14 protein-coding genes are annotated in these 15,784 nt (G+C 36.1%); 4 read left to right on the top strand and 10 right to left on the bottom strand.

What is annotated here, in order from left to right; translation table 11 throughout:
- Positions 1-49: 49 nt before the first annotated feature.
- Positions 50-1,333: a replication-associated recombination protein A gene (locus tag MR062_RS02185; RefSeq protein WP_242202438.1), complete on the top strand. Its 1,284-nt coding sequence runs from the start codon at positions 50-52 to the stop codon at positions 1,331-1,333.
- Between the two features lie 575 nt (positions 1,334-1,908).
- On the opposite strand, the gene MR062_RS02180 is transcribed toward MR062_RS02185, so the two are convergent.
- The 6 genes from MR062_RS02180 to radC all read right to left on the bottom strand — a co-directional run bounded on the left by MR062_RS02180 (position 1,909) and on the right by radC (position 7,558).
- Complete coding sequence (locus tag MR062_RS02180; RefSeq protein WP_242202437.1) at positions 1,909-2,769, bottom strand: hypothetical protein; 861 nt, start codon at positions 2,767-2,769, stop codon at positions 1,909-1,911.
- Positions 2,759-4,165 carry a DUF5723 family protein gene (locus tag MR062_RS02175; protein ID WP_242202436.1) on the bottom strand — a complete coding sequence of 469 codons (1,407 nt, stop codon included), beginning with the start codon at positions 4,163-4,165 and terminating at the stop codon, positions 2,759-2,761. Before MR062_RS02175 ends, MR062_RS02180 begins: the two co-directional genes overlap by 11 nt.
- Positions 4,166-4,274: 109 nt before the next feature.
- Positions 4,275-4,838: a hypothetical protein gene (locus tag MR062_RS02170; protein ID WP_242202435.1), complete on the bottom strand. Its 564-nt coding sequence runs from the start codon at positions 4,836-4,838 to the stop codon at positions 4,275-4,277.
- A gap of 38 nt (positions 4,839-4,876) precedes the next feature.
- Positions 4,877-5,569, bottom strand: coding sequence for a YjjG family noncanonical pyrimidine nucleotidase (locus MR062_RS02165; RefSeq protein ID WP_242202434.1), 693 nt, complete (start codon positions 5,567-5,569; stop codon positions 4,877-4,879).
- Complete coding sequence (locus tag MR062_RS02160) at positions 5,556-6,860, bottom strand: polysaccharide deacetylase family protein (RefSeq protein ID WP_242202433.1); 1,305 nt, start codon at positions 6,858-6,860, stop codon at positions 5,556-5,558. The genes MR062_RS02165 and MR062_RS02160 overlap by 14 nt, the downstream gene beginning before the upstream one ends.
- A complete protein-coding gene (gene radC / locus MR062_RS02155; RefSeq protein WP_242202432.1) occupies positions 6,860-7,558 on the bottom strand; it encodes a RadC family protein in 699 nt (232 codons plus the stop codon). Before radC ends, MR062_RS02160 begins: the two co-directional genes overlap by 1 nt.
- 384 nt (positions 7,559-7,942) lie before the next feature.
- Between radC and MR062_RS02150 the strand changes: the two genes are divergently transcribed.
- The 3 genes from MR062_RS02150 to MR062_RS02140 all read left to right on the top strand — a co-directional run bounded on the left by MR062_RS02150 (position 7,943) and on the right by MR062_RS02140 (position 11,581).
- Positions 7,943-9,151 (top strand): OmpA family protein, encoded by a 1,209-nt coding sequence (locus MR062_RS02150; RefSeq protein WP_242202431.1) that lies wholly within the window; start codon positions 7,943-7,945, stop codon positions 9,149-9,151.
- Between the two features lie 188 nt (positions 9,152-9,339).
- On the top strand, positions 9,340-10,386 hold the full coding sequence (locus tag MR062_RS02145) for an N-acetylmuramoyl-L-alanine amidase family protein (RefSeq protein WP_242202430.1): 1,047 nt from the start codon (positions 9,340-9,342) through the stop codon (positions 10,384-10,386).
- A 625-nt stretch (positions 10,387-11,011) separates the two neighbouring features.
- Positions 11,012-11,581, top strand: a complete 570-nt coding sequence (locus tag MR062_RS02140; protein WP_242202429.1) for a hypothetical protein — start codon at positions 11,012-11,014, stop codon at positions 11,579-11,581.
- A gap of 76 nt (positions 11,582-11,657) precedes the next feature.
- Here MR062_RS02140 and MR062_RS02135 read toward each other — a convergent pair whose 3' ends face one another.
- From MR062_RS02135 to MR062_RS02120, 4 genes are all read right to left on the bottom strand, one after another.
- Entirely contained in the window at positions 11,658-13,019 is a 1,362-nt protein-coding gene (locus tag MR062_RS02135) for a UDP-N-acetylmuramate--L-alanine ligase (RefSeq protein ID WP_242202428.1), read from the bottom strand.
- A gap of 118 nt (positions 13,020-13,137) precedes the next feature.
- Complete coding sequence (locus MR062_RS02130; protein ID WP_242202427.1) at positions 13,138-14,088, bottom strand: tetratricopeptide repeat protein; 951 nt, start codon at positions 14,086-14,088, stop codon at positions 13,138-13,140.
- An 82-nt stretch (positions 14,089-14,170) separates the two neighbouring features.
- Positions 14,171-14,893, bottom strand: a complete 723-nt coding sequence (locus tag MR062_RS02125) for an SDR family oxidoreductase (RefSeq protein ID WP_242202426.1) — start codon at positions 14,891-14,893, stop codon at positions 14,171-14,173.
- Positions 14,894-15,210: 317 nt separating this feature from the next.
- Complete coding sequence (locus tag MR062_RS02120; RefSeq protein WP_242202425.1) at positions 15,211-15,735, bottom strand: DUF4136 domain-containing protein; 525 nt, start codon at positions 15,733-15,735, stop codon at positions 15,211-15,213.
- Positions 15,736-15,784: the final 49 nt, after the last annotated feature.

Raw genomic sequence — 15,784 nt, 5'->3', positions numbered from 1 at the left:
ATAACCAATAACTACACTTTTACCAAGGAATTGTTTTAATTTTACAGTTATGAATGCCAATGAACCATTAGCTGAACGTTTACGCCCCAAGTCCCTTGCAGATTATGTGAGCCAGGCCCATTTAGTTGGCCCGAATGGCACGTTAACCCAACAAATTAAACAAGGGCTAATTCCCTCTATGGTGTTTTGGGGGCCACCAGGAACGGGTAAAACAACACTTGCTAATATTATCGCTAATGAGTCTGGAAGACCATTTTACACCCTGAGTGCCATAAACTCTGGTGTTAAGGATATTCGCGATGTTATTGAAAAAGCAAAACAAAGTGGCGGTTTATTTACCACTAAAAATCCCATTTTGTTTATAGATGAAATTCACCGTTTTAGCAAATCGCAGCAGGACTCCTTATTACAAGCGGTTGAAAAAGGCTGGATAACACTAATTGGAGCAACTACTGAAAACCCTAGCTTCGAAGTAATCCCCGCACTATTATCGCGATGCCAGGTGTATATTTTAAACGCTTTTGAAAAACAAGATCTGGAGGTTCTTTTAAAAAGAGCCATTGCCCATGACGAATTTATGTCCCAAAAAGACATTACTCTTAAGGAAACCAATGCACTTTTAAGACTTTCTGGTGGTGATGCCAGAAAGCTGCTTAACATTTTCGAACTTATTGTTAGCTCCTTTCCTAACGACACCATCGAAATTACAGATGAAGTTGTATTGCAAAAGGTGCAAAACAATACTGTAAGATATGATAAAACGGGAGAGCAGCACTACGACATAATTTCAGCATTTATAAAATCCATTCGGGGCAGTGACCCAAACGCAGCGGTATATTGGTTGGCTAGAATGATTGAAGGCGGTGAAGACGTAAAGTTTATAGCACGTAGATTACTTATTTTAGCCAGTGAAGATATTGGCAATGCCAATCCAACGGCATTGGTTATAGCCAACAATACCTTTCAAGCCGTGTCTACTATTGGTTATCCAGAATCACGAATTATACTAAGCCAATGCGCCACCTATTTGGCCTGTTCCCCTAAAAGTAATGCCGCTTATCAAGCCATTGGAAAAGCACAGCAATTGGTTAAGGAAACTGGTGATTTAAGCGTTCCTTTGGAAATTAGGAATGCCCCCACTAAACTTATGAAAGAACTGGGCTATGGTGATAATTACAAATATGCCCATAACTATGATAATAATTTTGCCAATCAAGAGTTTCTTCCAGAATCCATACAAAACACCAAATTGTACGAGCCTGGAAATAACGCTAGGGAAAATGCCCATCGGGAATTTCTAAAAAATCGTTGGAAAGATAAATATGGGTATTAGGCTTTAGTCGGTAGTCATTGGTCAATGGTCATTAGTCAATAGGCTTTAGTTTGCGGACTATAGACCTTGTAAATTTCATTATAATAAACTGGAAAGATTGAAAAAAAGAATTTTTCGCCAAGATGCCATGACACTAAAAATAAAATTATCTAGAACCAAAAACCGTGATTATGATTATTCTTTAATCTTTAATGAACATTAATTGGACAGACAGTTTTTAACCACCTCGTCTTCATCCCATCAAACTGTGTAAAATCCATTTCGCCTTGAAAAGGAGGAGAATTATAGGCCCGTACCAATTCCTTCCCTTCTAAAGGGAAGGTGCCCGCAGGGCGGAAGGGTTAACAAAACAATAAACAACAAAATTATAATCGAAAATTAGTTTTAGAGGAACTGGGATGTAACGTCCTTCAATTTGAAAATTTAAACAAAGTACTGGAAGACTTTGGTTGTTATTTTAATGATTGAACAAACCTCCTCGTCTTCATTCCGAGCAAACGGAATGAATCCACTCCTCCTTGAGAAGGAGGAGAATCAACAGGTCAAGACACTACATCTAGCATCAAGCATCAAAACTAAAACTTAATATTTAAAGTTTCTTTCAGTATTGTACTTCCTGTATGTTGCTCCACTACCCAGCTATCACCTTGTTTATAGATAATGGCGCTTAAGCCTTCAACTAAAAAAACATTATTGACTCCTGTTTTTATCATTTTATAGATCACTTTCGGAGAACTATCAACGAGTTGGAATCCATTTTCGATGGCTTGGGCATAAAGTATACTATCGGAATTTTGGGCCGCTTCAACAGGCATATTAGTACTAACATGCACTTCTTCAACCATAACGTTTGCCTCATCCGATTTTACCTCACTAACCTCTGCTTGTTTCTCTTTTTTCAAGGATTCGATTTCGGCTTTAAGTGCCGCTATTTCGTTGGTCACAACTGTATTTTCAACTTGTTGCTGAGGCATTTTATTGGAAGCCATAACAGACTCATCTGGGCTATAGCTATAATTAATCCCTTCAAACGATTTAAAGGCTTCCCGTAATGCTTCATTATAGGCTTTCGCATATTCCTTTTCCCTACTTTCTCCTAATTGGGAAGTAAATACCACGCGATCGTTACAGTCCTTTAGCTCTACAGCAAGTTTAGTCTTGAACAAACCAGCATCTTTGGTGACGTTCGATTTTAAGGCCAAACATCGATTGGTAACCATATCTTCTGGATACCCCTCGCCTTCCATAAGAGCCACAAAACCATATTTATTGAATAAAAATTGGCTTAACGCATTTAATTGGTATTGATTATTTTCTTTTAAGAAATCGAACTTTTTGGGAACTATTACGTATTTGTAATTGTTTAAACTTGACTGGGCAAATAGGCCCGTAGCGATAAAACAAAACAGTAACGAAAATATAAATTTAGTCTTCATTTTTATTAAATATATAATTAAAACCTAGTTGTAAAGATACACTTTGCGCATTATAAATGTTTCTATAATTTAAAAAATTATCGGCCATTGCATAAAAGTTAAAACCTCCCAAGTGGGCAGATATTCCTAGACCAATATTACTTAATGAATAGGAATCTAAGGTATAGCTTGCTTTAGCACGCAATCCTTTAAATAATCTTCTATAATAGTAAGCTGTTAAAGCCAGCTGTGGTTGTCTTGGTCTGTTTATGGCATAAAGCTGAATGCCCGTAGCATTGAGGTAACCTTCGTCTTTTCTCAAGCAATTACAATCTTCGTATTTTGGCTTTCCGAAGGCATAATTTAGTGAGGTATTAAACTTTATTGGTCGCCAAGTCGTATACTTTGTTTCTGTTTCCTCTATGTCGAATAAATCCTCGAAAGCCTCTCCTACTTCATTCCAATAATCCTCAGCGGTTTGTCCTTCGCTTGTTTCTGGAAAAAGTGGATTTATCCCTTCAAACACATACCGTCCTTTAATTTCAAAATTCTTAACATCCTTACTATGCCTAACAAAACCTACATCCAACACACTGGCATCTACGGTCCATTGCTTGGTTACATTATAGGTAAACCCCACATCAAAACCCAAACCTAAATTGCCTCCCAATAAGGTTCTTTTTATAATATCCTTCCCCGAAAAATCGGAATCACCTTCTGTCATACTATTAATTCCTGAGGTTTGAAGTTCGAAATCCAGGTTAAAAAGGTGGGTGTAAAAATTATTATCTCCCGTGTTTGTTACAAAATAGCCTCTATTTTTTGTTGAGCTGAAATTAGCTAAGCTTGAATAAATTTTACCTCGAATACCATAGGTTAGTTTTCTGTTCACCTTCTTATTATAGCCTACATGAAAAACCGAAAGCACCTCGCCTCTTGAACTCACTTGATTTAACCGAAAATACCGTCCTATATTATTAGCATTTCCTTCTAAAGCCAGTATGGCCTCATCTTTAGGGAAATAAGCAATAAAGTCGGTTTCCTGATACAAGCCAAAGCTTAAATATTGGTTTTTATTATAGCTAGGGCCAAAGGCATAGCCTCCCGACAACAGCTCCAATTGTTGGGTAGCTGTAAAGAAATCGATTGACTTCATATTATTTACAGCGCTCCGAAGTTTAACATTAAAATCAATGCCATCATCTGCAAAAAGGTCATAAACTGTACTCCCCGATGTTCCTCCATTTACATGAAAATGGGATAATAAGGGTATTCCAAAATAGCCCCTGTTATTAACTTTTCCTCCTGGGTTTAGCATTAGTGATTGTGGTATTTCTGAAAACCCATATAGTATTTGTTTGTTCTGCGAAAATGATGAACAGGCCATGAAAGCCAATAGAACACTTAGCTTTTTCATGTGCAAATATATTTTTTAAAGGCCAAGCTTCGACTGAGCTCAGCACAGGCTTGTAACATCCTAATTATCATTGCCGCTGTATGTCTAAGATTTAGGGATGGATGTTTCATTACGAACCTTCAACTTTTACATAAAACACCCCTTTGGATTTAAGCTCAATTCTTCCGGGCGAATTATCATTTAATGGATCCCCGCCTGCTAGCACTTGCAGGGTCAGTACGACCTTATCCGTTACTTTTAAGGCATCAAGTGCTTGTGCTTCAAAAACCTCTGTATGTGTCGTAACGACATCTGAATTATCTGGAGATGCTGGAGCTGTAATGGAGAATTCATGGCGTTTTTGGTCATTAATATCAAAAAGTTCAACGGTTACCCTACCGCCTCTATTTATTGAATTTGTGATTTCAAAAACAAACTCGGCTTTGGCAACATGGTCTACAAAAAACTCTCGTCTAAACAGATCAATAATAACAGAATCCTTTACAGTAACCAGCTCTGTATTATTAACAAAAAACTCGGTGGCATTGGCCTTAAAAAAAATTAAATCGGATGCAACAACTGGTTCCAGGACCAAATCATTAGCCTGATCGAAGTCTACTGGTTTTGTACAAGACAATATCCCAAAACAAAGAAGAACAAATACACCAGTAAGTTTAAAAAATGTCTTTATCATAGCTTTAATAAAACGCATGTCTCAGAAGAATATTATTCCTACAATATTTTTTTTAGATGTATTAAATTATCGACTTGTTTTACAGCACCACCTATTTCTTCATTATATGTTCCAAAGAAAATAGCTGTCATCCCTGTATTAAGTGCCCCAAGGATATCTGCTTCGTAATTATCGCCTATCATTACAGATTGGTCTGCTCTTACATTGGCAACTTTCAAGGCATGCTTAAAAATTTTTGGATTGGGTTTTTTAACGCCCACCTGTTCGGAATTTGTAATGGTTTTAAAATAATGATGAATATTGGATTTTCTTAATTTACCATACTGCACTTCTTCAAAACCATTGGTTATAATATGCAAGCTGTAACTTTGGTACAAATAATCTAAAATCTCAAATGTATTTTCAAACAAGTGATTGAAAGACGTTAGATGTGTAATATAATCTATAGATAATCGATTGATAACCTCCTTTGAAATTTGATGACCCACTGCCTCAAACGTTTCATTTAGCCTGTAATAGCGCAAAGACGCCTTGTCTACTTTTTCCTCCCGGTAAAGCTTCCAGTATTTTAGGTTTATAGGCTCGTAATGTGATAGAAAGATATCTAAATCTATATCAATATTATTGATTTTAAAAATCTTATCAAAGGTCAAAGCTGAGTTTTTATCAAAATCCCAAAGCGTATGATCTAAATCGAAAAATATATCGGTTATACCATTAAGCTTCTCCATGGGCAGCATTCAATATATCATTAAACAATTCTTTAAACCCATCCCAACGTGGTAAGCTACTAAAGGTGTAATTATGGAACACTGGCACAAACTGCCCATTTACCTGCTTTATTTCTGCAATGATCTCATATAAGGCCTTTTTCTTATCTAACAAAGATTTATGCTTTAACAGGGCATAATCCATAATATGGTAAGAGTTTATTTTAAGTGGCGTTTGGGTCTCATAGTCTAAATCGTAAAATAAAAACGGCGTACAGGAACCTGCCCTAAACCCTATTTGGTTAACATAGCCCATGGTATAATCTTCTTTAATCTCTAAATCCACTAAATTCCGATAAGATTCTGGGAAGTTAAGTTTGGAATACGATTGTCGCGACACCTCCAAATTAGCATTTATTATGGACTCCATTTGTTGTTTTTCTTTCTTTAAAACAGCACTGTTCTCAATAGCAAAATAAGAGGCCTTTAATCCTACTTTACAATAATCTGCTATATGCTTGATTAAGGATTTATACTCCTTATTATTGGCATTGGTGCCTTTATCGTAAGTGGAATAACTCCCTACCAAAAAGAAGAACAAAAACTTAAACTTAGTTTGCTTTTGCTTATTGATGATATACTTATAGGTATCGAACGGATCGTGCTTAAAGCCAAAAAGGACCATAAATCTATTATATAATGTTTTTAACTTAAAGCTGAAAACATCTTTTATAACACCACCTATGGTTCGCATGATGCCTTTTAGCCTAAAATTATAGGCGCAGGGCACATCTATAATTGGTTTTATACTGAAGGTTTTCTTGGGAAAATCAAAATTTGGAAATTGCATTTGTAAATGCTCCTTAAATTTGTATGCCCAAATATCTACAACAGGCTGATGCAAAAAACCGTATTTATATCCAATGCTTTCGGTAGCCAAAAAACGTCCATATTCATCCCGTACCTGTGGCAAATATTCTTCATATCGGGACAACAAATAAAATGACGCTGCAAAAATATCGAAAGGCATGGCACTCTTGTCGCCGTTGTAGAAGAAGCATTTTGTGTTTTCCCAATCGTGAACATTAATCTCAATATCTGTGATGCCCTGTTCGAATAAGATATCGTGGCTCTTTACAAAAAATTCATTCCCCAATTGCTGTCTGGTGTACGACATCTTTAAGCTATCGTGGGCAATAAAATCTTCAACCTTTGTGGTGAATGTAACATCAACCCCTAAAATTCGCGTACAAATATGCTTAAAAACATATTTCAATCTTGGTGTTATGTTATGCGTATAGACTAGAAGCATTACAATAGGTTTTCATCTGCAAAACTAAAGTATGCTTTTTCTGTGATAATTAGGTGGTCCAACACATTAATATCTAAGCTCTGTGCTGCCAACTTTAATTTTTGGGTGATTTTTTTATCGGCCAAGCTGGGCTTTAATGTTCCCGACGGATGGTTATGTACCAATATTAACCCCGTTGCCCCTACTTCGAGTGCATTTTTAAGTACCAAGCGCACATCGACCAAAGTCCCTGTTATCCCTCCTTTACTTAATTGATTTTTATGAATGACCTTATTGGAATTGTTTAAATAGATAATCCAAAACTCTTCGTGCTGTAATTCCCCTATTATGGGTTGCATGAACTCGTAAACCGACCTGCTTGATGTAATTTTTTGCTTGTCCAAGGCTTCTACGCCACGTCTACGCCGTCCTAATTCCATTGCTGCAGCTATGGCAACAGCTTTAGCCTCACCTATACCTTTAAAAGCCATAAGTTGTTTAGTGGAAAGCTTGCCCAGCTCGCTTAAATTATAGTCTACACTGGCCAAAATTCTTTTACACAAGGCTACTGCACTTTCATCCTTATTTCCAGAGCCTATTAAAATGGCCACCAATTCGGCATCACTTAACACGACTTTCCCTTTATTAAGTAATTTTTCACGAGGCTGATCGTCTTGGGACCATTTCTTTATGGAAAATGAGGCTTTATTTCCAGACATTTGAAACTATTTATAAATCAAAAAAAATATAAGTGCTTTCCTTTAAATCCAATTTCCTTTTAGGCATTACTTAATGCTTCATAGAACAAACTGTTGAGCTCTAATAAAAAAGTGTCGCACCCTTAACTTACTAATGACATTCATATTTTTCACCATAAGTTTTCGTACGTATAATAACTTTATTCACAGAAATTTTAAATAATGTACTTCAAGAGCTATAGCATTAAAAACTAACCCACTACAAGCTCACTCCACAATTATAAAACTTTTTATAGAAATAGCCCTCATTAATTTGTGTTAATTATTTACAAATTTATGTGACTTTATCCATAAACCTGTATCAAAATAAAGAATCAAATTTTTGTAAAACCATAAAAACAACTTATGAAAAAAAATCTACTGAATCTATCATTATTATTAATTACCTCTTTTGCGTTTTCACAAACAAAAGAAAACCCTTGGACATTAGAATTAGGTATTAATGCTGTAGATGTCTACCCCGTTGGTGAAAACACCCCACAAGGCAACTATTTTGATGAATTTTTTAATTGGACAGATCACTGGAACATTGGCATCCCTACTGTTAAAGTCTCTAGGTATTTAGCCAAAAATTTATCATTAAGTGCTAGGGCTTCATACAACAAGCTCAGCAAATGGGGAGAAACCAGTACTATGCCCAGTGCCCAAGTAAACAAATTAGAATACTATAGTTTAGATGGTATGGTTAACTATAGCCTTTCCAATTTATTCAACACAACCAAATTAGAACCTTTTATTGCTGTTGGTGGTGGTTACACTTGGATACAAGAAGGCACATACAATACCTTATCTACTGCTTCTGGCACAAACAACTTAGTTGGAGCCGGTACCGTTAACGGATCGTTGGGCATTAGGTATTGGGCCACAGAAAATTTAGGTTTTGGCCTGGAGACTACTTACAAGCATTCGTTTGAAGACTATTTGGTTAAGCATTGGCAACACAGTTTTGGCGTCACTTTTAAATTTGGAAAATTTACAAAAGAGGAGCCTGTAGAAGAAGAACCTGTAAATAACGACAACGATGGTGATGGGGTACCTAACGAATTTGATCTTTGTCCAAACCAAAGTGGCTCTAAAGAATTTGGAGGATGCCCAGACTCTGATAACGATGGCATTCCTGATAATTTGGACAAATGCCCAAATGTTAAAGGCGATAATGGCGGAGGATGTCCTACGCCTGTCAAAGAGCCTGTTGTTTCGGAAACAGTTAAAGATAATAGTAAAACTATTTATTTCGATTACAACAGTACAACTCTTGACAACAATGCTAGAGTCATTTTAGATGATATTGCTAAAGCTTCAAAAGCTGGGACGTCCTATATTATAAACGTTAATGGCCATACAGATAATGTTGGCAGCGATATCTATAATCAAACACTATCTGAAAAAAGAGCCAATAAAATACAGGAGTATTTAGTTTCAAAAGGACTACATTCCAACGCCATAAAAGTTGAAGGTAAAGGAGAAAACCAACCAGTATCCGATAACAATTCAAAAGAGGGAAGAGCTCTTAACAGGCGTTCGGAGTTAACCATAACGATTACATCAAAATAATAGACCTTGTTAACTTAGCATAAGATGTCGCCTAAAAATTACTTTTTAGGCGATTTTCTTTTTTATCAATTGTAAAATTACAAGAACTCATAATCAACAATATTCTTAAGACAAAAAAGTTACAAATTAAAGAAATCAAATAAAATTAGGAATGAAACGTTCCATAAATACGTTTACAATTTTAATATATGCTCAACAAACTACCCTTCTTCATACTTTTTATTCTTTTTAGCCTTCAAACTATTGCTCAATCTAAAGCTGAATCGGTAATTGCCCAAAAAGGTGATGGTATTTATAGCTTATTAAGAAGTAATGGGTTAGATCCCACCAAATACTTTCAGCAATTTATAGATTTAAACAAGCTTCATCTAAATCCTAATTATAGTCTCGTCGCTGGTAAGGCATACATATTACCTAAGCCTGAAATTATTATTGAAGATCCTAAGACTATTAATATTAATGACAGCATACCTTCAAAACCCTTGGACAGTCTTACCTTTAATAAAATTAACTACCCGCTCTTTGGGGAGCAACACAGCACTTTTGAACAAGAAAGCTCCATACTTGATGGTGCCATTTACTATTTAATCTCAGGCCATGGCGGCCCAGATCCGGGCGCTATTACCAGTTATAATAACAAAACCATTTCGGAAGATGAATACGCTTACGATGTCACCTTGCGGCTTGCTAAATTTTTGCTTGCCAATGGCGCTAAGGTCTATATTATTATTAAAGATGAAAATGACGGCATTAGGGACCAACGTATTTTAGAAATGGATGATGATGAAGTTTGCTACTTAAAAAAACGAATTCCATTAAATCAAACCTTACGTTTACGGCAACGCACCAGAGCTGTAAACACTTTATACATGAAACACAAAGGGGCTTATCAGCGGCTTATTGTTACTCATGTTGACAGTAGAAATGTAAACAAAAATATTGATGTCTTTTTTTACCATCATAAAAACAGTAAAAGCGGCAAACGACTGGCAACAAATATTTACGAATCCTTTAAGGAAAAATATGCCGAACACCAACCTAACCGGGAATATGCTGGTTCTGTGAGTCCAAGGCATTTGTATTTAATCAGGAATACCTTCCCTCCTATGGTATATATTGAATTGGGCAATATTAAAAATGGTAAAGACCAAAAACGTATTCTGGATTATGGCAATAGACAAGCCCTTGCCCATTGGATATTTAATGGGTTGCTAAAAGATTTTACGGAAAATTAAGTTACAGAACCAACTCTTTAACCGCATCAAAATCCAAACAGCCATAATTACCGGAACTCATGAGCAACAGGGTTTTGTTATTAAAATCTTGTGCAAATAAATAATCTTTAAAGGCCTCTGGATCGGTATAAATTATCGAATGCCCCCATAAAAAAGCTTTACGAAGCTACAAACTTTAACAAGTAATGAAAAAAATAAATATCTGAACAATCAACCCATCTTGGTAAAACATTATGGCATCGGTTATGCATTTTAAAATACAAGTATATTGGTTCGGATAATCTTAAAAAAGAAAAAACAATTTTAGGTATTCTCTCAGTTATTTTTAGAGAAATAGCATCCTATAAAGATCTTATTCCGTTTAATTTAGTTCAAATCCTAACTTATAAATAGAACAACCAACAACAATACCCAATATTTAAAAAACAGACTACTAATATCCTGTTATCTTCTTTTTACAACCAAAACCTACATTAGAAATATCATTATCAGCTTGTCAATCCTAACTTTAGCTATAATGTACTGAATGCAGAAAATTAGGGAAACTCTTCGTTTTATTGGGGCTATAAAGATATTCCTCTGCTCATCCGAAAAAGAAATATTGAAAAATAAAACTTAAGAAAAAATGAATAAATTATTTTTAATTTTAGTACTCTCATTTTTGTTTACAAATGGACATGCACAACAAAAATGGTTTTCCTCCATAGACTTAGACTTTATAGTTCCGAGTAAATCAGAATATAATTATTCCTTTAATAATGTAGGAACCGAAATTAATTTAGATTCTAAATCAGGTTTCGCTTTTCAATATACTCTAAACTACTTGCTTTCTAACAAACTAAGCATAGGGGGATTAACAGGAATTCAATATCAAAATGGAGCAGATTTTTTTATGTACAAAATAGGAGGTAATGTAAAATATTATTTTGTGGATAGCAACAATGTTTATGTATTTTTACAATATGCAGGCAACCTTACTGTAAATAAAGCTAAATTTAAAAAAGGCAACAATCTAAGGATAGGTATTGGTTTCCCATTCATGAAAAGAGAAAAATTTAATTTAAACTTAAATACTTTCTATGAAATAAACCATTTTGACTTATCAGGCTCTAAGCCATTAGTGTTTGGAAACGAAACACCTGAATCAATTTTTTTCAGGTCTTATGGGATAAGCCTAGGTATAAAATTCCAATAGTAATGTTCGTATAAAAATAGCAGTTAAGGAGCATCTTCAAAAATCCATTTCTTTTCTGCTATTTTTATTATTAACCTTAAAGTTCCTTGACCAGCTCTTTAACCGCATCAAAATCCAAACCGCCATAATTACCAGAACTCATGAGCAATAGGGTTTTGTTATTAAAATCTTGTGCAAATAAATAATCTTTAAAGGCCTCTGGATCGGTATAAATCATTAAATCGTCCCGCTGAAAAGCCTTAGCAATCTGCTCATGGGTAACTGCTTCCAGTTTTTTGATCTCTACGGCATGTGGTGAATAGAATACCACAGCAACATCGGCTGCATCTAAAGTGCCTTTATATTCTTTTAGAAAGTCGGCATTTAGGCTACTGTAAGTATGTAGTTCTAAACAAGCAATCAATGTTTTATCGCTATACTGCTCTTTAACGGCATTGGTGGTTGCCTTTACTTTACTTGGCGAATGTGCAAAGTCCTTAAAGGCTACACTTGTTGTGCTTTCCGCAATTTTCTCCAATCGCTTACTGGCACCTTTAAAGGTGGCAATGGCTTCGTAAAAATCGTCTTCGTCTATACCCATATGCTGACAAATCCATTTCGCCCCGGCCATGTTATTTAGGTTATGCTTGCCAAAAATTTCGATAGGTAAATCGCCTTCTGGTGTGGCCAACAGGGTTTGTCCGTTTTCAACGGTATATTCTGGGGTATAGTACGGAATCTTTCGAATGGTATTTTCACTAGCTTCCACAACGCGCACTACTTCCGGGTCTTCAGCATTGTAATTAATGCTCCCTCCACTTACTATGGAATTTACAAAAATGCTAAACTGCTCTACATAGTTTTCATACGTTGGAAATACATTTATATGATCCCAGGCGATACCACTCAACAAAGCAATATTGGGCTTGTACAAATGGAATTTAGGCCGTCTGTCTATGGGGGAACTTAAATATTCATCGCCTTCCAACACTATAAAATCGTTATCCTCGGTAAGCTTTACCATAACGTCGAAACCTTCCAACTGAGCTCCCACCATATAATCGACGTCTCTATCATGATAATGCATAACATGTAAAATCATTGAGGTAATAGTGGTCTTACCATGACTACCACCAATCACCACACGGGTTTTGTGCTTAGACTGTTCGTATAAAAACTCTGGATAGCTGTAAATTTTAAGTCCTAGCTCTTGGGCTTTTAACAACTCTGGATTATCGGCTTTGGCGTGCATCCCCAAAACAATGGCATCAAGGTGCTTATTAATTTTCTCTGGAAACCAGCCAAAAGCATCTGGCAATAACCCTTTGGCTGTCAACCTTGACTTTGACGGCTCGAAAATAGTGTCGTCGCTTCCTGTGACCTTATACCCTTTGTTGTGAAGGGCTAATGCCAAATTGTGCATGGCTGCACCGCCTATGGCTATAAAATGTACATTCATACAGCAAATATCTACTTCTGAATTTAAAGTTCAAAGTGTAAAGTTTAAAAATCATTAAAAACAAGAAACTCAAACATATTTAAAAGCTAATCTTTAATAGTGACAAGCACTTTAAAAATCACATATTAACAATCTTATCTTTTTGGGTGATGAATTGTTTAACTTTTGGAAGTTCTGTTAAAGCTAAATCTATATACATTAACGCTTGGTCTTTGTTATTTTTATGCATATGGATTTGTGCCAAGCGATAGTGCGCCCAAGCTTTAGGCACGCCATCTTGTACCGAATAATTTTTTATATAAATCTTTAAGCATTGCTCCCCCTTTTGGAGCTGAATGTTATACTCTGCCGCAATTTTTCCTATTTGATAATGTAAGGCATTGCGACTGTGCTTTTGTTGTGCTTCTTCAATAGTTTTAATGGCTTTTTCTGGTTCCTTTGTCGTTTCGTAAAGCCCTACCAACTTATTGAAACAGGTTAATGAGCCTCCTTCGTTTATGGCCAGCTTATAATATCTTTCGGCCAGTTGGGGTTCGTCATCATATTCATAAATATAACCTTTAGCCAAATAGCCATCTACAGTTGAAAGCTTTTCCAACTCTTCGGCATACTTTAAGGATTTGCTTTTGCTTCCTCCAAAAATCCCTGGTAATTGCATATACAGTTCTACCAAGGCCCAACGGGCTTCTATGTGGTTAGGGTCTAACGCTGCAGCTTTTAAAAATGAGGCTTTAATACCTCCAATAAGCCCAATGGCTTTTAATTTATTCTCTAAAGCTTTCATCCCCAAAACCCCACCATATTTGTAATGGTAATTGGCATTATTGGTATTGGCTTCCATCAATTTTTGATATTCGCCTATAGCTTCATCCCATTTCTTTTGATGTCCATAAACATCACCCAAAAGTTCTATGGCCTGTAAGCTATTAGGATTAACTTTAAGATATTGAAGCATTAATTGCTCTGCCTTAACAAAGTCTTTATCTTGTACTAACCGATTGGCTTGATCAAATTCTGTTTGACTAAAAACAATAATGGGAAGAAGACATGGAAGCAAAAATTTCATCATAAAACTTAGGTCGAAACTATAAAATTAAACTTTCCTCTTTTGTTTAAAAATGAGCCATCACCAGCAAATAACACACCTTGATTTATTTGCTTGGTGGTCTTGTTGGACGTACCTCAATTTTACTGGGCAAGGTTCTTGGGTTCATTTTAACTAAATCGACAACCAGTTCCCCTATATCTTCTATTTGGATTTTCCAAGCATCTGTTTCGTCTGGGTTATTGCCATTAAAATGGGTCGAAACCGACCCTGGCATGATGGTACTAACTTTTACGTCGTGTTGTCGCAAATCTAACATAACGGCTTGTGTAAAACCAGTCAGCCCAAACTTACTGGCATTATAGGCCGAACCCTTAGCAAAGAAATTAGTACCTGCCAAACTGGAAATGGTAATGAAATAACCTTTGGATTGTTTTAATGCTTCTACCGAAGATTTTATAGTATAAAACACCCCTGTTAAGTTTGTGTCGATAGTTTCCTGCCACTGTTGTGGCGTTAGGTCTTCTATACTGGCAAAATGCCCTAAACCCGCATTGGCAATAACGATGTCCAACTGATTAAATTGATCCAATACTAATTTTACCGCCTCTCGTTGGCTCTCAAAACTTCTCACATCTGCCTGAATACCAATAGCACTTACATCACCTGCACTTGCATTTAATTGCTCTGCGGCCTGTTGGGCTGATGTTTCATTCCTACTGGTTACCGCCACATGCACGCCTTCGCCCATTAAGGCTTTGGCAATTCCAAAACCTATACCCTTAGACCCTCCAGTTATAAGGGCAACCTTACCTTTTAATATTTTCATCTGTTAATATTTATTTGTTTTTAATGGTCAGACCTGCCTTGCCGGCAGGCAGGTGCGATGCCCCTATTGTCAATTTCGATTGGTTTGCAAATTTTGTTAATGGGCATTTCATAATGTCTAACCTATTTTTGTAAAACTACAAAATACAATTCGCATATCCGCCATTATGCCAGTTATAGCTCAAAACTGTCACATCGAGTGCAGTCGAGATCTTTTTGCCAACCTTTCGGCTATGCTCAAGGGGACAAAACATAAATTTTGAACAAAGCTTTTACTACTGGCTCAATAGTGGCTAATCAATAAATACAATTAAAGTTTTAGGACTTGGGTGGGTATTTGTCCAACACTTTTTTTACTATAGCTTTTAAATGTGCCTCTCTCTTTTCTGGCTCAGCATTAGGGTTAAAGCTAGACTCGCTCACCGCTTGCCAAAATAAGCCTTTGTTATTTTTTTCATCTACAAAATCGAAAGTGATCTGTCTATTAACATTGGCTTGCCCAATAGGCAAACCTATTGAAATGCCCCCACCTACATTACGGCCACTTCCGCCCACGCCCACGCCTACTGTATTACGTTGTACCGATTGAAACTCACTGCTCTTTATATCTATAAAAAAGTCTGGATCATCAGACAACACAAATCCTTGGGCTTTCATCTCTTCGTCCAAAACATCCAGCAAACGTTTGGTATCCAACTCATTCAAACCGGTTTGCATATCGCTGTAGTAATTATACGTTTTGTATTGGGAGAAGTCTGTGCCCTTTTCGAAATCGTAGTTAACGTATATTGGTGCACAGGAAGTAACGCACAATACCATTATAAAAAAAAATAACGCTTTCATCTTTTTTACTATAAAGTTAATCAAAAATCACATCAAGTGACTGAAAACA

Source organism: Aestuariivivens insulae, from assembly GCF_022662195.1.
GTDB classification, from domain to species: Bacteria; Bacteroidota; Bacteroidia; order Flavobacteriales; family Flavobacteriaceae; genus Aestuariivivens; species Aestuariivivens insulae.
This window is presented reverse-complemented; position numbering and strand designations above follow the sequence as displayed.